Origin of the sequence: Desulfogranum japonicum DSM 18378, from assembly GCF_000429945.1 — a bacterium.
GTDB lineage: Bacteria > Desulfobacterota > Desulfobulbia > Desulfobulbales > Desulfobulbaceae > Desulfogranum > Desulfogranum japonicum.
In genome coordinates, this window is sequence record NZ_AUCV01000069.1 from 1 (window position 1) to 20466 (window position 20466).

At 43.7% G+C, this 20466-nt stretch carries 14 protein-coding genes, 2 rRNA genes and 1 pseudogene; 4 read left to right on the forward strand and 13 right to left on the reverse strand.

Translation table 11 applies throughout. The annotated features are described in order from the left end of the window. Both G493_RS0121145 and rrf read left to right on the forward strand, forming a co-directional pair. Positions 1 to 117, forward strand: a 23S ribosomal RNA gene (locus tag G493_RS0121145); the annotation flags it as partial. Positions 118 to 176: 59 nt separating this feature from the next. After that, positions 177 to 293: ribosomal RNA gene (gene rrf, locus G493_RS0121150) — 5S ribosomal RNA — on the forward strand. 118 nt (positions 294 to 411) lie between these two features. Here rrf and G493_RS30580 read toward each other — a convergent pair. Then, positions 412 to 2742 carry a hybrid sensor histidine kinase/response regulator gene (locus G493_RS30580; RefSeq protein WP_051309731.1) on the reverse strand — a complete coding sequence of 777 codons (2331 nt, stop codon included), beginning with the start codon at positions 2740 to 2742 and terminating at the stop codon, positions 412 to 414. A 172-nt stretch (positions 2743 to 2914) separates the two neighbouring features. Here G493_RS30580 and rsmI point away from each other — a divergent pair, with 172 nt between their 5' ends. Further along, positions 2915 to 3781 carry a 16S rRNA (cytidine(1402)-2'-O)-methyltransferase gene (gene rsmI, locus G493_RS0121160; protein ID WP_028581983.1) on the forward strand — a complete coding sequence of 289 codons (867 nt, stop codon included), beginning with the start codon at positions 2915 to 2917 and terminating at the stop codon, positions 3779 to 3781. Positions 3782 to 3878: 97 nt separating this feature from the next. Here rsmI and G493_RS0121165 read toward each other — a convergent pair whose 3' ends face one another. Next, positions 3879 to 4097, reverse strand: coding sequence for a hypothetical protein (locus tag G493_RS0121165; protein ID WP_028581984.1), 219 nt, complete (start codon positions 4095 to 4097; stop codon positions 3879 to 3881). Positions 4098 to 4170: 73 nt separating this feature from the next. On the opposite strand from G493_RS0121165, the gene G493_RS34910 reads away from it, so the two are divergent. After that, on the forward strand, positions 4171 to 5055 hold the full coding sequence (locus G493_RS34910) for a DMT family transporter (protein WP_051309733.1): 885 nt from the start codon (positions 4171 to 4173) through the stop codon (positions 5053 to 5055). A 250-nt stretch (positions 5056 to 5305) separates the two neighbouring features. Here the strand turns inward: G493_RS34910 and G493_RS0121175 are convergent, their stop codons facing one another. The 11 genes and pseudogenes from G493_RS0121175 to G493_RS30595 all read right to left on the reverse strand — a co-directional run. Further along, on the reverse strand, positions 5306 to 6472 hold the full coding sequence (locus G493_RS0121175) for an ABC transporter substrate-binding protein (protein ID WP_028581985.1): 1167 nt from the start codon (positions 6470 to 6472) through the stop codon (positions 5306 to 5308). A 401-nt stretch (positions 6473 to 6873) separates the two neighbouring features. Further along, positions 6874 to 8034: an ABC transporter substrate-binding protein gene (locus G493_RS0121180; RefSeq protein ID WP_028581986.1), complete on the reverse strand. Its 1161-nt coding sequence runs from the start codon at positions 8032 to 8034 to the stop codon at positions 6874 to 6876. Between the two features lie 174 nt (positions 8035 to 8208). Beyond that, positions 8209 to 10323, reverse strand: coding sequence for a methyl-accepting chemotaxis protein (locus tag G493_RS32620; RefSeq protein ID WP_051309735.1), 2115 nt, complete (start codon positions 10321 to 10323; stop codon positions 8209 to 8211). A gap of 123 nt (positions 10324 to 10446) precedes the next feature. Next, positions 10447 to 10602 carry a hypothetical protein gene (locus G493_RS33885; protein ID WP_167332856.1) on the reverse strand — a complete coding sequence of 52 codons (156 nt, stop codon included), beginning with the start codon at positions 10600 to 10602 and terminating at the stop codon, positions 10447 to 10449. Then, complete coding sequence (locus G493_RS0121195; RefSeq protein WP_028581987.1) at positions 10602 to 11906, reverse strand: M16 family metallopeptidase; 1305 nt, start codon at positions 11904 to 11906, stop codon at positions 10602 to 10604. The genes G493_RS33885 and G493_RS0121195 overlap by 1 nt, the downstream gene beginning before the upstream one ends. Beyond that, positions 11903 to 12439 carry a chemotaxis protein CheW gene (locus G493_RS0121200; protein WP_028581988.1) on the reverse strand — a complete coding sequence of 179 codons (537 nt, stop codon included), beginning with the start codon at positions 12437 to 12439 and terminating at the stop codon, positions 11903 to 11905. The genes G493_RS0121195 and G493_RS0121200 overlap by 4 nt, the downstream gene beginning before the upstream one ends. Before the next feature lie 65 nt (positions 12440 to 12504). Continuing rightward, on the reverse strand, positions 12505 to 16842 hold the full coding sequence (locus tag G493_RS0121205) for an Hpt domain-containing protein (protein ID WP_028581989.1): 4338 nt from the start codon (positions 16840 to 16842) through the stop codon (positions 12505 to 12507). Between the two features lie 53 nt (positions 16843 to 16895). After that, positions 16896 to 17507 carry a chemotaxis protein CheW gene (locus G493_RS0121210; RefSeq protein WP_028581990.1) on the reverse strand — a complete coding sequence of 204 codons (612 nt, stop codon included), beginning with the start codon at positions 17505 to 17507 and terminating at the stop codon, positions 16896 to 16898. Positions 17508 to 17738: 231 nt separating this feature from the next. Then, positions 17739 to 18110, reverse strand: coding sequence for a response regulator (locus G493_RS0121215; protein WP_028581991.1), 372 nt, complete (start codon positions 18108 to 18110; stop codon positions 17739 to 17741). A 51-nt stretch (positions 18111 to 18161) separates the two neighbouring features. Then, positions 18162 to 19541, reverse strand: a complete 1380-nt coding sequence (locus G493_RS32625) for a response regulator (RefSeq protein ID WP_051309737.1) — start codon at positions 19539 to 19541, stop codon at positions 18162 to 18164. A 634-nt stretch (positions 19542 to 20175) separates the two neighbouring features. Then, positions 20176 to 20466: pseudogene (locus G493_RS30595) on the reverse strand (IS256 family transposase); the annotation flags it as partial.

Consider the following 20466-nt stretch of genomic DNA (forward strand, 5'->3'; position numbering starts at 1 on the left):
TCCCGTACCTTTAGGTACCTCAAGGCTCGTTGGAGACTACAACGTTGATAGGTCGGGTGTGGAAGTGCAGTAATGCATGGAGCTAACCGATACTAATTAGCCGTGAGGCTTAACCATATCCTTTTGTAAACAAAGTTTACCCTGCTATTTTAATTGTTATGACTTTACATAGATTTTTCGGTAGCCATAGCGAAGAGGACCCACCCGTTCCCATTCCGAACACGGAAGTTAAGCTCTTCAGCGCCGATGGTACTGCATGGGTGACTATGTGGGAGAGTAGGTCGCTGCCGACTCTTTTTTCAAAACCGCTTTAAGGGATTTCCTTAAAGCGGTTTTTTTTTTGCCTATAGCCTGCCGAATCATATACCAACCTGCTTCCAACCACCTCAAATCAACAAATGTGGATAAACTTCAAGTTTGTAATTTTTCTCCGTGAAGAATTCTGCTCACTTCAATGGCAAGCTCTTCAGCATTAAATGGTTTGGCCAAATACCCGGCCAAGCCCAGTTCCGTTGCATTTTCCCGGGTGACCAGTTTACTGAATCCTGTGCACAGAAGAACCTTTACCTGGGGATTGATTTGTGTAAATTCTTCAAACAATTGTAAACCGGTGATTTCCGGCATTCCCATATCACTAATGACCAGATCATATTTTCCATTTTCCTGATTAAAACGTACTACAGCATCTTTACTCCTTGTAAAAGCATCAACATGATAGCCTAAATGCTCTAGAACCTGTGTCTGGAAATTCACAATGGGTGGCTCATCATCCACAATTAAAATACGACCTCCTGCAAATACAGGCTTCACTGCTCCCCTGCCCTGCTCTGTCTGCTCTGGCTCGGCTTCAGGAAGATACAGAGAAAATTTTGTTCCCTTTCCAGGTGCAGATTCAACATTTACAGCACCACAGTGATCATTAATAATACCATGTACAACGGATAACCCTAATCCAGTGCCCTGATTGACACTCTTTGTAGTAAAATAAGGCTCAAAAATTCTTGTAAGATATTCCTCAGGTATACCGACCCCATTATCACTTACTGTCAGCTTGGCGTATGAGCCTGCAGAAATATTACCTATTTCAACACCACGCCGTGCTGTAATCTCTACGGTTTCCAGACTAATGGCAATTTCGCCTCCATCATCACCGAGTGCCTGGTACGCATTTGTGCAAAGATTCATTATAACCTGATGTATCTGCGTTGGATCAGCCTTGACCATTACCCCCTGTTGTAAATTAGAAGAGATATCAATATTTGCCGGCAAACTTGCTCTAAGTAATTTCAAAACTTCCTTGATAATTAAATCGATCTGCAAATTCGAGATACTCTTTTCACCTTGTCGACTAAATTGGAGAATTTGATCAATAAGCTTTCCAGCGCGTTCCGATGCTTTGATAATCTCTGATAAATTATCAAACATAACCGTATCTTTCTGGCATAGAACCTGAGTCAACTCTGCATATCCTAATATTGCTGTGAGGATATTATTGAAATCATGGGCCACACCTCCAGCCAAGGTACCAATTGCCTGCATTTTCTGAGATTGCCTGATTTGTTTTTCCAGAATTAATTGTTTGGTAATATCACGCTTAACCGCAACAAAATGTTGAATTTGCCCCTTATCATCTTTTACTGGAGTAATGGTTGCTTCTTCCTTGTAAAGGGTTCCATCCTTTTTTTTGTTTGTAAATGTTCCTCGCCATACCTTTCCTCCAGATATCTCTTGCCATAGGAGATTATTTTGCATAGAAGAGGCAACTTCACTTTTCAGTATTCTTGGGTTTTTGCCGACCACTTCTGATAACTCGTACCCTGTGATATCCTCAAATGCAGGGTTGACATATTCGATGTTGCCATGCGGATCGGTAATCATAACCGATTCAGCTGCCTGTTCAACAGCTGTGGCCAACAACCTTCGCCGCTCTTCCAATTTAAACCGACTTCGCAGATCATGAAATGTCACCTGTACCATATGCTTAGTGTCAGTGACTGCACTACTTAATGTAATTTGAACAGGAATTACGCCTTCATTATTCGAAATTAAAATATCTAGAGAATCTCTTTGTTTTTTATCGGTTATTTGCTCCTCGTAATATTGCAGATATTTTGATTTATCTTCCTGAACATACAAAGATAAATGATTACTACCTATCAGATCATGTTCAGATTTTCCAAACAGTGTCATAGCCATAGGATTGACCTCCTGGATAATTCCACTGTTTGCATCAATAATAATAATAGCATCGGTGTATGAAGCCATTAACAATTGATATTTTTCCATTGATTCGTGCATTTCAATCAATTGCTTTTTTCGTTTAGAAATATCAATTACCGTAAAGTACACAAATCCTTTTCCCTTTTTTTGATAGGAATCTCCATATATCTGTAAGAATTTCTGCAGGACACCTGATTTTATCACATATTCAAAAGAAATAGATTCTATCTCTTTGAGCAGGGTTGAAATAAGTTGCTGAATCAAGATATTTGTATCATCATGTTCAACATCATTAAAAAGAGGTAGTATTTGATCTGTTGTTTTAATATTAGCCAAATCCAGCAGTGCCTTGTTGGCAGAAACAGGTTCCACTAAACCCTCTCCCTGACGAAAAAGTGCACGTTCCGCTGACAGGTATTCGTCCAAGTCGACCAATTCAAGTTGTTTCAGACGATTACAGGCACTGTGCAATTGTGAAATATCTAGTACAAAGGTAGCGATCTGACTATTTTCTGGCATCATAACAATCTGTTCTTGACCATGATTGAACTTTAAGTATATTCGATTCTGCTGCAATCAGAGATGCCACCGCCAGGCCAATGAAAAAATGGCTTTGCGAGGCAACTCTTTATGTACAATGAGTCAATATGATGCCCTTTTCATACCATAATCACAAACTTATCCCATGGAAAATATGCAGCAGACACCAATAACAAAATCCGGTTCTCCAGGCACCCTCTATATAGTAGCGACACCCATCGGCAACTTAGATGACCTAAGCAAACGTGCCTGTGCCACACTAGCTGAAGTTGACCTCATTGCCTGTGAAGATACGAGACATACCAGAAAACTGTGCTCTGCCTTCGGTATATCCACCCCTTTGTTCAGCTATTATCGTGAAAAAGAACAGGAGCGTTCTGAGGTATTGATAGGACGTTTGCTGGAGGGTGAACATATCGCCCTGGTTTCAGATGCTGGCACACCTGGTTTATCTGATCCAGGCGCTGTTCTAGTAAAAAAAGCTAGAAATATGGGGGTTCCCATTCGTGCCATTGCAGGTCCATCTGCCTTGGCAGCAGCACTTTCCGTCGCAGGACTTACAGACACGTCTTTTCTGTTCGCAGGATTTCCCCCTTCAAAAAAGAGCACGAGAAGAGGTTGGCTCAGTGCTTTTACCAACTTGCCCTACCCCATTATCTTTTACGAATCGCCCCATCGCATCAACAACACGCTTAAGGATATACTTCAAATCTTCGGCGAAAGACAGGCACTGCTTTTTCGTGAATTGACAAAAATACATGAAGAATGCCTGCATGGGGCTCTCTCTGAGCTTATAGAGAAGACCTCTGGTACAGTTAAGGGAGAGTTAGTTGTAATTGTAGAAGGTGCAGTAGCCACGCAAGAGCCAAAACCAGATAATCTGGAACAACTAGTCAAATGGTATAAAGCAGAACAGCAGGCAAGTCTTCGTGACACCGTACAGGCAATTTCCCAGGATTTGAATTTACCACGTTCTCAAGTGTACCAGCAAGTTCTAACGCTCTGGGAAAATATCAGTTAAAGGCTACACAAAACGTTTTTAGCTAGGAGTCTGTCCATACCTGACGATTTTTGCTCAACTTTAAGACGTGCGATATCTTTTAGGGTCGCGGAAAATACTACATATCCAAAAATTGCATAGGATACCGGTTTGCTAACGTAGTCGCGTCAATGGTCCCATACTGGCCGTATTGAGCCATTGACGCGACCACGTTACCGAGTTGAAAGACAAGCAAGATTGGATAATATATTTCTTCCGTGACCCTTATCCCGACCTCGATATCTACGCTAACCTCAAGTTGATCAACACTCATCATTGTTGAACAGTTCCAGTTCATGTAATTATTTCATAGCCCTATTTTTGCTTTTATGACATCAACAGAACCACGCAGATGGACAGTACATGCTCTTATGCTTTGCTGTGCTTTCCTCGTATCAACATCATTCACTGTTGGCAAAGCGATAGCTGCTGATCTTGATCCGGCTTACATTACCTTTTTACGTTTTCTGATGGCAGTACTTCTCTTCTTGCCAATCGTATATAGACAACAAGGCCTTAAAATACCGCCAGTACGATCACTCTTGGGTTATAGTTTAATTAGTGGAACCCTTGTAGGCTTCTTTTACCTTATGTTCCTATCGCTCAGATATACGACAGCGTTGCATACCGGAGTGATTTATACCCTTGTTCCATCTATTTCAGGTTTATACAGCGCCATTATCTTACGAGAACATTTAGGAATAACGCGCATTGCAGCCATATTTCCTGCCATGTTTGGTGCCACCTGGGTAGTCTTCAAGGGCCATCCATTAGACATCTTGACGCTGCATCTGAATCAAGGAGACCTCATATTCTTGGGCGGATGCCTGATTATGGCATTATATACTCCCTTAATCCGTCTATTTCATAAAGGAGAAACCATGGCTGTAATGACCTTCTGGATTCTCGTTTGTGGTTGTGGATGGCTTCTTCTCTTGACCGGACACAATATACTAACTTTCCCTTGGCAAAACATCAGCGTGAAAGTGTTGCTTGGGATAGCCTATCTCGCCATCTTTACAACTATCATCACCTTTTTTATTAACCAATGGGCTACCCTTTACCTTGGTCCAACAAGGGTAATGGCATATTCCTATCTCTACCCACCACTTATTGCAGGTATAGACTGGTCTCTTGGCCATGGACTCCCTTCAGCCCAAACAATGCTCGGAATTCTTTTTATCGTTCCTGCTATGTTTATTTTACAAAAAGGCAATGTAACCTATAAAGAAACTACTCACAGGGGAGACGAATGAGCTTAAAAGTATGTCACAGTTGTGCCTGGTTAGAGGGTGCCTGAGGTCTTCGCAAGCAAGCCGGTGCAGCGTATTGGGTCATACATAAGTCAGGCTTATCGGAAAAAAATCAGGTGTGCTATGAGCAGGTTACCCTATAAATAAAAAAGGTCGCCGGTTAGGGCGACCTTTTTTATTTTCACTTGAACATACTGGTCAAATCATGTCCAGTACTCTCAACGATATCTTTTCAATGACCAGACAGCCTACTTTATGGGCATATAGACTCATACAAAGTGAATTCCCCTTGGTCGTCCACTTGGATAATGGCGACACATCTTTGAGGGTCACCACTGGCGTCAAAACTTAATTTACCCGTGACACCTTCATAATTTTTCAGCACAATAAGCTGATCTTTGATGTTTTTCCTATCTTCCAAAAGATTGCCGGTCAAACCTTTGGCATTCTGGATAGCCTGGAGCATAATCTGGGTAGCATCCCAGGTAAGACCAGCCACTTCACCGGGCAAAACCCCAAATTCCTGTTTGTAAAGATCAACAAATTCCTTTGCCTTGCCGGTTACCCCACCTGCAGCAAAATGCGCGGAAAAAAAGAGCCCTTTACAGGCATCACCGCACTCATCCACAAAATTACCGCCGGCCATTGCATTGGCACCAATGATCGGTTTTTTCCAACCTTTTTTAATTGCCTGCTTCACAATGAGAGGAATTTCATAATAGTGCTGAGGAGTAAAAAGAACATCTGCACCAGATGAAACGATATTATCCAACTGTTTGCTGAAATCGGTATCACCACTTCTGAATTCCTCAAAGGCCACCACAGACCCCTCTCCATGAACACTTTCGAAGGCCCCTTTAAAATTATTGGCCATGGTACGCGGGTACGCACTGACAATATCATAAAGAACTGCTGCCTTTTTAGCGCCAAACTCTTTTCCTGCAAATTGCGTAAGTGCAGGCCCCTGCTGTGTCAACACCATGCAACTGCGAAAAACAAATGGACGATTTTGGGTAGTCAGCGGTGAGGTAGACCATGCTGCAATCATTGGTGTGGAAAAAGAGTTGGCAACTCCACCTGTGGGAACAGCTTGTTTACTGCTCAAAGGCCCAATAATCCCCAGCACTTTGTCTTTGGTAATGAGTTTCAGTGCAGCACTTGTGGAACCAGGAGAAGAGGTTTTATTATCCTCATAAACAAATTCCACAGCATACTTTTTACCGTCTATATCAAAGCCACCGGCTTTATCCAATTGTTTTTTTATAAGTTCACCCGCATTTTTAGACTCAGCACCAACAGTTTCAAATTCACCGGTCAACGGAATATCAAAACCAATTTTTATGGTGTCCGCAGCCCAACTACCTGGCGTAGTCAGTCCCAAACACGCCAGAGCAGCACAAAAACAAGTTTTCAATCTCATAGTACACACCTGAAAGTTAAGTTGTCGTCCCCATCCCCTGTCGCTCCGGTATTGCAGACCTGGAGAGACGAAGTTCATTTCACGCTAGAACTGCTCAGATTTTACCCTGCTTACAGATCCCATCATATATATTAAAAAATATTTGTAGAACTGAATTACATTACATCTGCCTGGCATGGCTCCTAGAAACACAAGATTTCGACAAGAAGACCAGCCGGAAAAACACATTATGCCCAGTAACTGTTCACAGTGAGACTGATTCTTCCGCGCTCACCCTGGCTGACTTATGATCCAATATCCCATGCAAGCTTACGTGAAAAAACCGCAAACACCCTGTAAGCAATTATTCTTGGCCGTTGTATTCACCAACTGCAGAACATATCTATAGATAAATACACACCTTACTGACAAATGGATTTATATTGTGAAAATAACCCATCTTCCCCAATTTGTATTATAGCTACACATCTATCTGGATTACCATCGCTTTTGTGAGATATCGTACCGGTCACTCCATCATAATTTTTGATTGCCACAATTTGGTCTTTTACTTTTTTTCTATCTTCCAGAATATTTCCACTTAATCCCTCTGTAGCTTGTATGGCCAGAAGCATAACCTGTACAGAATCCCAGGTTAGAGCAGCAACTTCATCGGGCAGGACTCCATATTCCTTTTCATAAAGTTCAACAAACTCTTTTGCTTTACCGGTTACCCCATGTGGAGCAAAATGTGCGGAAAAAAAGAGACCTTTACATAACTCACCGCATTCAGCCATAAGATCCCCTCCTGCCCAGGCGTCGGCCCCGAATATAGGCTTGGACCATCCAGCATCCCGTGCCTGTTGTACAATGCCTGGTATTTCGTAATAATACTGGGGCACAAACAATACATCAGCTCCTGAATTGACAATGCGGGCGAGTTGCTGACTAAAATTCTTATCCCCGGCTCTAAATTCTTCAAATGCAACGACACTGCCAGCACCGTGATCTTTTTCAAACGTATCTTTAAAAGAATTAGCCAACGTTCTGGGGTAAGTAGTTACAATATCATAGAGAACCGCTGCCTTTTCAGCAGCAAGACTATCGCCGGCAAAAGATGACAATGCAGCCCCCTGTATAGGGTCAAGTACGCAACTTCGAAACACAAATGGCCTGTTCAAGGTCGTGTCCAATGCAGTGGACCAAGGTGAAATCATCGCCGTAGAAAATGAATTTGCAACACCACCGGTGGGAACAGCCTGGCTACTACTTAGCGGGCCAATAATTCCCAATGCTTTTTCTCTTGTTATCAAGTGTAACGCTGCCCTGGTAGCACTGGATGGCGAAGTTTTATTATCCTCATAGATAAAAGACAGTTCATACTCCTGTCCCCCTACCTTTAAAACACCATTGAGCTGTTTATGGATAAGTTGACCTGTCATTTGAGAACTCTTACCTACTGCAGCCAAGTCACCTGTAAGGGGTAAGTCAAAACCTATAACAATAGGTCCTGCTGCGCTGGCTTGCTGCAACAGTAAAGCTGAGCATACCAGTATCATAGTGAAACAAGTTGTAACTTTCATAGCGTACACCCAACGTACATATCATTCCTTAACCTGCTTCCTGTTGCGAAACCGGCATGATGAATCCCCATCATATTGCCTCAGCAAATTACCTCAGGTATTCAGAACTGCTTATTAGAATATATAGCCCGTTGCAGGCAACGGGCTATATGGAGAAAAGACAGGTAATACAGATTAAGCGTTTGCTGTAGAATCGACCTTAAAGGTTTCAACAGCTTCACGAAGTCTGTGAGCCGTATCACTCAGCATATTCATCAGATTCGCGGTTTCCTGAGAGGCCTTTGAGGTCTCTTCACTCACGTGCCCAACTTCCTGCATGTTGGAGGTAATCACCTCAGATACCTGTACCTGACGTGTAGCAGCAGTAGTAATGGAGTCAATCAATGTCGCCATCTGATCGGCAACACGTTCAATCTCCTGAAGTTTTTCATGGGCATTATCTGCAAGCTTTGTTCCCTGGACCACTTTGGAGATACTTTCATCCATACGGTTACTTGCATCCTTGATCTCTGTCTGAATGCTTTTTACCAGGTTATCAATCTGCTTGGTCGAATTGGTGGAACTCTCAGCAAGACGCTGAACCTCTTCAGCAACAACGGCAAAACCATGCCCGGCATCACCGGCCATGGCGGCCTGAATAGAGGCGTTCAAGGCGAGGATGGAAGTTCGATCTGCGATATCATGAATAATCTGCACCACATTACCAATCTCAAGGGAACTTTCACCGAGTCGCTTAATGGACCGGGCTGTTTCATTGATCTGCTCCCTGATTTCATCCATAGCCATATTGGTTTTCAACACCGCTTCAGCACCTTCCTTCGCATGTTCACGGGAAAGGTCGGATACTTGTGCTGATTTGACAGCATGACCGGATACTTCGCGAATGGATTCTGCCATTCTATCGATGGATTCAATGGCGCTACGTACCTGCTCACTCTGGGCCAGACTCTTATCTGCAAGATTCAAAGTAAGTTTGGTAACATCGGCAGATGTATCGTCAACCGAAGCAGTAGCGTTTTTTACCTGACGAATAATATCACTGAACTGTTCGGCCATAGTGTTGAAGGAGTCAGCAATGGCACCTGTAATATCTTCAGTCACCTCAGCACGACCTGTTAAATCACCGTCCATAAGTGCACTGATCTCATCCATCAGTTTCATCATGGATTCCTGAATCTGATCACGCTCATCCTGACTCTGGATAAGAATAGTGATATTGTCGAGCATAGCATTCAGCGTTGTTGCCATGGTACCAAGCTCGTCACTACTGACCACTTCAGTCCTGGCATCGAAGTTACCCATACCAACCTCACTAAACAGATCCATGATGTTATCCACCTGGCGGGTGAGACCACGGCTCATGACAATAGCAAGGAGAATACCGATAAGCACAGCAAGCGCAATAACACCAATAATCAGATAGAGCAAAAACTGTGTTTTTTGCTCCATGGCTGTGACAGCCTGTGTCTCACTGGCTGCGGCTTTACTCAGCAAACCTTCAATAACTGGCTCTGTCGTCGCAAGAGCAGCTCGGTAGGCAGCCGTACGTTCGGCAATGGTCTTATCTGTGTTATGGACCTCAGTGAGCCATTTATCAAGCTCTGTAATATTAGCTGCAAGCGCATTCTGGGTGGCAGCATCCTGCCCCGCACCTTTGGCAGCTTCTTTCAACTCTGCAAGACTCTCCTGAATCTTTGTATAGGTTTCATCTGAAGGCACAAAAATATATTGCTGAACAAATCCGTTTAACCTGTAAAAAAGATCATTTACCTTCAGGCTACCGACTTGACCAATGCTATTTTGAACAGCTTCAATGGATTCATTCAATTTGGTCAACTCACCAAATGTCGGATCCTCGCGAAGTTCAATAATATCAATGGTGGCCAGAAAAGAATCTGTATATTCAGTTGCAGCAGCAATAGCTTCATCTACAGCAGCTCTTCCCTCTTGAGGGACAAGTTCCAAAATTTCTGTCAGCAGATTATATACCTGACCAGAATGTACCAATGCCTGGTTAGAATATTGCTCCTTGGCCTCCTGAATACCAATGGACTTATAGTAAAGAAAAAAGTCCTTCTCATTTCCTTCCGCAGTCTTCAAAAGGGAGCCTGTCTGCAGTGCCAGTCGGGCAATCTGAGCCTCAACGTCAACAACCCTATTAATAGTTGTTCTTGCCGCCTGCTGAGAGAAAAAAGCAATACCGCCAACAACCAGGGTAAGGACGATCATAGCAAAAAATGCCAGCCCCAGCTTACCGCGAATCGTTGAAGTCAATCCCTGTCTATCCATCTTTCCTCCATGTCCTCTGATGCAAGATGCCAGGGGCCTCCTTTAATACCAAGTCTGCATAATGGTTACATCTGCCCGACTTTTAAGGCTCCCCTGGCATGGAATCAGAGAGAAATACAGCTCTTATTTTTTCAGAAATTTATCTATGGCTTCTTCTTTCCACACTTTCATGGTCTTTTTATCTTTAGGATCAATTTTCACGCCTAGAGCATTGACCGGTACATCATGTTTTTTCTGGGTTTCAATCCAATTCCGTTTGATTGTTTCGTTGAGGGCCATTACATACTCCTAATGTCATATCGATGATATATTTTCTGGAGAATCTGTTCGTTGTGTCCTTCCGATTCACCAGCACCAGCAAAAGACATGGCAGCCAGCGCCATGCCTTGTTTTACAACCTCCTGAGCGACCTTGTTGAGATCTTCAACCGTAATGGCATCAATCTGTTCCACAATTTCGTCAGGCGGGATGTATCGTCCAAAATAAAATACCTGAGTTAACAGGCTACTCATACAGGACTGTGAACTTTCAGATGCTAACAGTTGTTGACCTTTCAGCTGCATCTTTGCAATCCACAATTCCTCTTCAGTAATCGCTTTTTCTCCTGTTGCGATCCCTTCAAGCTCTTCAAATATTAAAAAGACAACGCGCTCAAGTAATTCAGGCGTCGTCGCACCTTCAATAACTATAAGTCCATCATCTCTATACGCTTGATATTCTGCTCCAACATCATAAACCAGCCCCAAACGTTGGCGCAATTGATAGAAAAGTCGAGAACTTACGCCTCCTCCAAAGATGGTTGTCAACAGGTGAATATGATACCTGTAACGATCTGCATAAGGAGCAGCATGTACGCCGATGGAAAAGTATGTCTGTCCGACATTCTGATGGGCAACAACCCCTCCTGGTCGAAAAACAGGTGGAGCCGGAACAGTAAAACCTCTATCTCCAGCTTTCATGCTCCACATGACATCGTTAATATTCTCAACCAGATCTGAATGCTGCAAATTACCCGCCGCTGCAATAATGAGGCGATTGCCGGCGTAACAATTTTCAGCAAAGTCCTTTACATCCTGACGCGTCAACCTCTTTACATCGGCAATACGTCCACCAATGGACCTTCCCAACGGATGACCAAGCCAGATATGCTCCTTCAGGTTTTCATGGGCAAGGATATCAGGTCTATCAGCGGCCTCTGCCAGTTCATAACCAATGGAATCTTTTTCCCTGGCAACACTCTCTTCTTCATAAAGAGAGTTAATGAACATATCTCCCATGACATCGATAACATAAGTCCGATAATCATCTAAAACAGTAGCCGAATAACAGGTATAATCCCTTGTGGTGAAACCACCCATGCTGCCACCCGTGGAATCCATCAAGCGGGCGATCTCCTCCCCTTGCCTGTTACGGGTGCCTTTAAACATGAGATGTTCGGTCAAATGTGCGACACCGTTCTTTTCTGTTGCTTCATGAGCAGGACTTGCATCAAAAAGAAACCCTATGGAAAAGGAGCGGACCGAGGGCATCTGTTTGGAAATAATCCGAATACCATTATTGAGCATGGATTGGTTAAGCATCATGCCGCTACAGTCTCCCCCGAAGGAATGTACAATTGTTCAATGGTGGCCAGTTTTTGTACAAGCTGATCCACATCAATAACCATAATCACATGCTCTTCCGTTTCATAGGTCGCGTTGATCAGAGAAACATTGGAAAGGCCGCCGGGAAATGATACTGGGGCAGTTAAAGCATCGAGACCGAGAGACATACGGCTGGCTGACTGTAATTTGCCATCACTGGTCAGCACTACTTGCATATTCTTGCCTGTATGGGGATGCACCGTTGCCGACCGAATGGCAATATACTGAGCAATCACTTTTTCCTCAGTAGGCAAACCAAACAGTGCGACTGGCGAGACAACCGGCACCTGCGTCCCATATATATTGGTAACACCTTGCAGAAAGTGAAATTCACCACCCAGGGGAGTAACAGACAAGTGCCTGTATACCTCTACGACCTGACTTTGGGTGAACACCGCATAGAGCGGTTTTGCTGCCATGCCCAAATAGAGCACATAGACACCTGAGACGGTTTTCTGTTTCTGTACACTCATACTGTTTAAATCTCTCTTATTCTGGATCTATCAAATAAGTCCGCCATACCCACAGTTGCCACCTGTTACACAGCTGACGCCTCAGCAGCCCTTTCTCTCTTTTGATATGTTCTTTTGCTTGTCAATTTCTCAACTATATTGACAAGTTCTTCATCTTTATACGGCTTATTCAGGAATCCACTGGCCCCGAGATTTATAGCTTTATCACGATGTTTCGCAGATGTTCTCGATGTGAGCATAACAACTGGGATATCTTTTTTATCGGTCAGATAGGCCAGCTTCGCCAGGAATTCATATCCATTCATCCGAGGCATTTCAACATCCAGGAAAATAAGATCCGGTCTCAACGTCTCAAGTTGTTCCATTGCATCCGCACCATCTTTGGCCTCCACAGCCTTCCATCCCTGCCCGGTTACCAATCGGCCTACGACACGGCGAACGGAGATGGAGTCGTCCACAATCAGGATAGTCAATGGCGTCAACTCTTCTGCCGGTGCATGCAGCGTCAGGCTAATAGTTTCCTGGGTAGCCAGTTCAGCCATGTTCAGAACCGGGACCAGACCACCGTCACCAAGAATAGCAGCACCGGATATCCCCTGTACGTTATGCAGATGTGTACCAAGGTCTCGTATAACCAGTTCCTGTTGCCCGATAATTTCTGAGATAGCCAGCCCTGCGGGTTTACCATGGACGTCTATCACCAGAATGAGCGTCTTTTCTTCTTCATCGGTCAAGATATGAGGAACAGCCTGTCCAAGCAGGCTTTCCAATACATGAAAGGGTAGCTCCTCTTCGTCCTTTCTCAGAATTTTATCATCAAAATTTATATCCCCATGATCAACCCGGACAATTTCTCTGATATCGCTGAGAGGAATACCGTAGGTATAAGCCCCGGATTTAACCAACAAGGAGCGGACAAGCCCCATTGTGAGAGGCAAAGTAATAACAAAGGTAGTGCCTTCACCTGGAGTCGTCTCTATATTGATGTTGCCCTGCAATGCATGAATATTCGCCTTGACAACGTCCATCCCCACGCCGCGCCCTGAAATTTCACTGACTTCTTTGGTGCTGAAACCTGGAAGGAAAATTAAGTCCATCAGCTCTTTTTCAGACAGCTGATCAGAGGCTTTTATAATTCCTTGTTTTCGCGCCTTGCTACGAATCAACTCAAAATCAATACCACTGCCATCGTCACCGACACGTATGACAACCGAGTTCCCCTTACGTTCGGCTGCAATGGTCAGATTGGCCATTTCAGATTTATTCTTGCGTAGTCGTTCTTCTCTGGACTCAATTCCATGATGCACAGCATTGCGGATCAGGTGCATAAAAGGATCAGCGAGCTTCTCCCAAACTACCCTATCAAGTTCAACGTCCTCTCCTTGAACAGTGAGGCGGACCCGTTTATCCAGCTTCTGCGCCACATCACGCATTGTTCGACTCAAGCGAGGCACGACTGTGGCCATCGGACTCATCCGGGTTCGAGCGAGTTGTAACTGTAGTTCTCTTGCATTGCGCCGCTGACGGCTGATATCACCGTCAAGATCGCCATAAATCATGCCAAGGTTGCCATGAATAGCACCAACATCGATGGCCGCCTCATTCATGGAACGAATAGTCAGATTCAGTTGGGTATACCTGTCAAGCTCAAGGGTATCAAAATCATCACCAGCGGATTCTTGGGCAGGTTCCTCTACGGTTTCCCTGATTCTATGCAGAGTTTTACCGAGATCATCCAGAGCCTTGACCTCAAAATTCTTTTCTAATTCAAGGGCTATATCTTTCAGTCGATTACGAGACAGCTCAAGTTCAGCTAATGTTTCTCGTAAAATAGTCATTCTGAGATCAAACGCACTCACACCCACCAGCAGCTCATTAGCCAAGTGAACCATGTGGTCAACATGGTCTGCGTTTACACGAATGGTTTTCTGTACATTTCTTTCCAGTACTGCAGCAGGATTCTCTTCAACCTCAGGCTGTTTTACCTTGGGCCGCAATTTGGGTTGTTTCTTCACTTCGGCTGCTACAGCCTGTTTTTGGATTCGATGAAGATCCTGAATGAGTCGCTCTTGTTTGTCAGCAGATCCCTCTTCAGGCTTCTCGATCAGTATGGCAAGAAAATCCAATGATTGCGCTATTGATGTAACAATTGCCGGTGACAGTTCAGCAGCCTCATCCCCAAGCCATTCAAGTGTATCTTCGAGAGTATGGGAAAAATCAGCAACAACATCTAAACCGGTTACAGCGGCAGCACCTTTTAAAGTATGGACTGCACGCCTGAGCTGATTCAGCATGTCCTTATGCTCTTCGGTTACCGGAACAGGTTGCTGAATACCAGCATCCAAGGCCTGGATAACCTCGTTAATCTGCATAAGATGTTCAGCAGCTTCTTCGTGGAAACCCTCGAGAAGCTCGTCCGAATCAGACACCAACACTCCATCGACATCTTCTTCCAACAGATCGGTTGGCTCTTCTTCAAGAAGCACTGTATCCAAATCTTCTTTTTCCTGAAACAGGTCCAGGAGCTCATCATCCAAATCTGGTAGAGTCTCCTGTATGTCAGGAACGGTTTCCTGGACATTCTGAAAACTAAGGGTTTTTTCCAAATCTCTGGTAAACTCTTCAGTTACAGATTCATATGGTTTCTCCGCAAGAACGCTGAGGTCGTCCAGGGTCCGAATGAGTGCGGAAATCATTTCAGGATTGATCCGTGTCGCTTCTTCAGCAAGCCAATCCAGATAATCCTCAACCTTATGAGCATAACCTGAGATATTTTCCAACCCTATCACTGCTGCAGCACCTTTGATGGTATGCACCGAGCGTCGGATAATAGACAATGGCTGTTGTAAACCTTTGGTTATCGGCCCCGGTGAATCAACAGACGCCTCGAGAACCTGTCCAGCCTGATGAATACTTTCAACATGCTCCTGCACTTCCTCAAGAAATCCTTCCAGGAGCTCGGGATATTCTTCCAGAGCACTTGGAAGACTGCCTGATCCCTGGGTAGATTCTTGAGATTCTACAACAGTACTGGACATGGCCACAGAACGAACTTCCTTTTCCAACTCTTCCAGTGATGCAGTTGCCTGATCAGTGATACTTGATTTGGGCGCATCCACCAGATGACCAAGTCCACCCAAGGCTATAGCGAGATGCTGAATAATCTGGGGATTAATCTCATAGCACCGCTCATAAAGCCAATCCAAAGAATCTTCGATGGAGTGCGCAAATGTCGCCACCTGCTGCAGACCTATGACAGCAGCAGCGCCCTTAATTGTGTGGACAGACCGACGGATCTGATTAACTGCTTCTTTATGCAGTGCAAGCATTGATTCGGAATCAGTCACCTCTGCTTCCAGCAGGCGAGCGGCACGATCTATACTCTCCATATGTTCCCGTGCTTCTTCCTGGAACCCTTCCTGCAATTCAGGATACAACTCCCATTCAGCAGAAGCAGAATCTGTTTCAGAAGCCCTGTCGTCGGTATCTAGCGGCACCTTATGTCCCGAAGAAGGCACACTCTGGCGCATATGAACCTTTAAAGCAGCGAGAGATTCCATAGCCTGGTCCGAAATAGCGCTCGTAGGATTCTCAATCAATCTACTCAAGTGATTAAGAACGATGGTGAGAGCGTGTACAAGCTCAGGATAAATAATTCTGCTTTCTTCGTAGAGCCAGTCTAGAAAATCCTCTACTTCATGCGCATATTTGGGCAACTCAGACAACCCGATAACAGCGGATGCTCCTTTGACAGTATGTACGGAACGACGTAACGTTTGAATAACACTTTTCAAGGTGCCGGAGATATCTGTTCTAGAGCTTACCATCACCTCTAGCGCAGTCATTTCACGGTGTAAATCCTGCAGGTGCTCTTCAGCCTCGCCCTGAAATTCAGCCAGAAAAAGAGCTTGGTCTTCTTTGGAGTAGGTATCAAACACTGAGGTTTCATCAGGCATGTCCAGCTGTGCACTTTCACCAGAATCCTCATAATCAACAGCGCTATCGTTACCCTGAGCCCCTGCGATCAACAGCTCCGTAAAATTCTTCTCAGCCTTCTGAACCGCTTCTTCTTCATCGAAAGAACTATCATCATTTATGAAACGTTCAATGTCTCTCATGGTGACACCCAAAGTGTCAACCGAGGTTTTACTGAGCTTTACATTTCCTTCATTTGCTTCTTCAAGTAAAGCTTCCATGGCACCACATAACCTGCTCAGGCCCATGAATCCAATAAGAGAAGAAGCTCCCTTGATAATGTGTACCAGTCTGTATATTTCAGCAATAACTTCGCTATCATCCGGCCTGTGTTTAAGCTCCCCAATACCTTCCCGCAATAAAGGGAGATAACTGCGTACTTCTTCAAGAAAACCAGCCAGATATTCAGTTCTTATTTCAGCATCCATGTTGAGTCCTTATCACCCGATCAAATTCGTCTCATTTACGCTCAAAAACCAGGTTAGTCCGCCAGGTCTAAATCCAGATCATTAAGCATGGGTGAAGTGAGAAACTTCGAATAGTCCAAGAGCGCCACCTCACGATTTCCGGCCTGGACGAAAAAAGAAATAAACGATGAGATATCATTGCCTTGCAGCCCCTCATCATCAGGATATAAGCGCTGTTTATTTTCTTCTTCAACACCAAGAACACCGGTAAGACGATCCACCACAAAGCCAATTTTTATGCCTTCGGCATGAAGCAGTATATAATATTCATTTTTTTCACGCCTGGAGCGCTTGAGGTGAAAAAGGAGAGAAAAATCCACTACAGAGATAATGTCACCACGGATATGGGTAATTCCGAGTACCCATTGCGGCACATTGGGTAATGGAATTACAGGTGGACATTGTCCCACTTCAAGCAACGCCTGGATCGGGACGGCCAGTTCCTGGTTGCCTACCTGAAAGGTTACACACTGCTCTCTTTGCTTAAACTCGCTCTTCGCCTTTTCTTTTAGAATTTCCAGGGTTTCTTCCTGGAACGGCAATGTTTTTGATTCAATGTCAGCGAGCAAGGTCTGCAGTGGCAATGATACCCCAGCAGTATGCTGCTTTGTAACACCTAACGACATGGTTACTCCCTGTATTCTTCGGAGGTCTTTCAGGTAGCGCCTCTCCAGAAACGGTTTGCTTACCTGGTAGCTTTATGCTACAGGATTACATTCTTCGGAGCCTAACATTGACTCCGATATCCGTAAGAGGCCGATTTTATAAGTATAATGTACTACAAAATCTGCGATTACCCGTTTCCAACCAAGTAAGCGCAGATTTCGAAATCATCACTGAAGGCAAATCCAGCAAACTTACTTCTCAAGCAGACCAATCGCGGTCTGATACAAATCTTCTTCATCAAAAGGTTTGGTCATATAGACATCAGCGCCTTGCTTTTTCCCCCAGAATTCATCACTTTTCTGGTTTTTACTGGTTAACAGTATCACCTTGATATTTTTTGTAGATTCCTCTTTTTTTATTTTACGGCAAACCTGAAATCCATTTTGCTTTGGCATAATGACATCAAGAACTACCAATGTAGGCATCTCTGACTCAATCTTTGCCAATGCTTCTTCACCGTCCACCGCAGTAATGACCTCATACCCGTTTTTTTCAAAAGGGGCGCGCATCATACTCAATTGAGTGGGACTATCATCTACAACCAATATTTTTTCTCTCGCCATGGGCTTTCTCCTACTTTATCAATAAAATCAATGTTCAATATTGAACGTATATCAGATGTATTTCTCAATTTCAGAAATCATCTTTTTAGGATCAAAAGGCTTGGTCAGATAAGCATCTGCACCAGCCATTTTACCTTTCACCTTGTTGATAAACCCATCCTTACTGGTTAACATAATGACAGGTATATCTTTAAAATCATTATTGCTTTTCATAATGGACAATATTTTAAAACCATCCATTTTAGGTAAAACCACATCAAGCAAAATTAAATCCGGACGCTGTTCGCTCATTCTGCTCAAAGCTTCTAGTCCGTCCACGGCTTCCAATATTTCATAGCCGTTTCGTCCAAGAGCTATGGAAATGACCTTTCGTACCGTTGAACTATCTTCAACAACCAAAACTGTTTTCTTGGCGGCAGGTAAAGCAGCTGAGGTTGCTCTGCCTTCACGATTGTCAGGAATATTTGATGCTTTATTTGTTTCTACTTCTTCGACAACGGTTTCTGTGTCGACCTTGGAAGCCATGAAATTCATAAACAGGCTTAACTGGTCGGCAAAGACTGTCTTATGAGGCTCTAATTTTGTTACTTTATCAAGATGGTGCAAAGCCTGGGTAAAATTTCCAAGATTAAGATACGCAAGGCTCAGACAATAGTGAGCAGCTGCAAAACTCGGTAATTTCTGGCTGACTTTCGTATATCTGGTAACAGCCGTTTTAAAGGGAGCAGGATTCTGCACCTTGGCTTCAAGGGCCTGTCGCGATATATTAAGAAATCCCTTACAATGATGGCACTGATGGGTTTTAATATCCAAGGCTGTCCAACAGAAGAGACATTTACGAATTTTACCGCCTGTCAATCTTTCTACAGAAGTAAAATATTTATCTCGCTCTTCAATAACAAACGGATCATTTGGACTGATTCGGTAGGCGACATCCAGCGCCTTTTTCATCACATCAAGCTTACTGTGTATTCTCGAATACCATATCCATCCGGCAACATTATCTTTATGTTTTTTTAAGTATAAAACCAGGTTTTGATGCGCTTTCTTATATTGTAGAGATTCTGCATCTTCAATTGCCTGATCCAGCAGATCAATCCCCTGCTCATGAATTTCGCTCTGACGATCATCCCGTATTTTGCCTGCTTTTAGCAAAATTTTCATAAGGGATACGTCTATATTTCTGACATGTTCATTCAACTCACTGATCTGTATCTGAACATTATCCCAACACAAAATTTCAATGGCCGCATCATACCCATTCAACTCACCACAACGAGCATTAATCAGATCACCATTTTCAAGATAAAGGTAACCTAAACGATCAATGGTACTGATGCGCATTGTTTGCGACTTATTTTCCAAGGAAGAAATCTGAAGGATATTTTCCAGGGAAAATCCGTCTATTACTTTATTTTTTGGGTCCTGCATTCCTCTGATACTCCTGCTCTCGACCAAGCTGTAATTTATCCTCCCATAGCATCACCGTTCTTAAATAATCATGGTAAAAACAAAGCTCATACCAATCTCACGTGCTGATCGGGTGGACAGCCAAACTGACGATCACGGGTTGGCTGATCGAACGGTTACTATCATTATGGGGGGGGAAATAAAATTTTTCAAAATTTTTTGACGAATGATTTACCATTTATCCATTTTTTTCTTACCAGCGAATGAAAATAATGTAACCATTGGTATTCTTTACCCTCCATCCTACCTCTTGAAAAATCAAGCAATTAAATTTTACCAACATATCAGAGTGTAATTGCCCCTGGTCATACAGATAAGATCTATTCCTATTTTGTTTACCCTGCAGTTACATGTAGTGTATACGAATAATGGGAAATATGTATGTAAAGAAATGGTAAAATTACAAGGTAACTTCTCACAACGCACCAGGTCTTTCCTCGATCAGTCTGGGCTTACATATAACCCTATACGCTGCACCAGCCTTCTCAGGGATGTCTCACGTTTCACATAAATGCCTGTAAACACTATAGTTTTTTTCAAACGTACCCGTCACCCCTGCGAGTTATAGTCAAGTCTGGTGTTCGAAGAATCATTCCTAAACATTGACGATCCTGTCGAGCCCGCTTTCTTCTATCGGTACAACTCTCTCCCCATCTTTGAACTCTACCCCGCGTACTACATCTGCAAGCAGCTTGAATCCTCGTAATCGACGCCATTTCTTTTGGGCGCTTTGGCCGAGCTTAAACACCATGGATAATATGGTACGCCTGGAAACGCATCCTCTTGTTTTAGCTGTTCTCAGGCGTACTGTGGCAAACGTAGATTCTATTGGATTGGACGTTCGAATGTGCTGCCAATGAGGAGCTGGAAAATCATAAAATGCCAA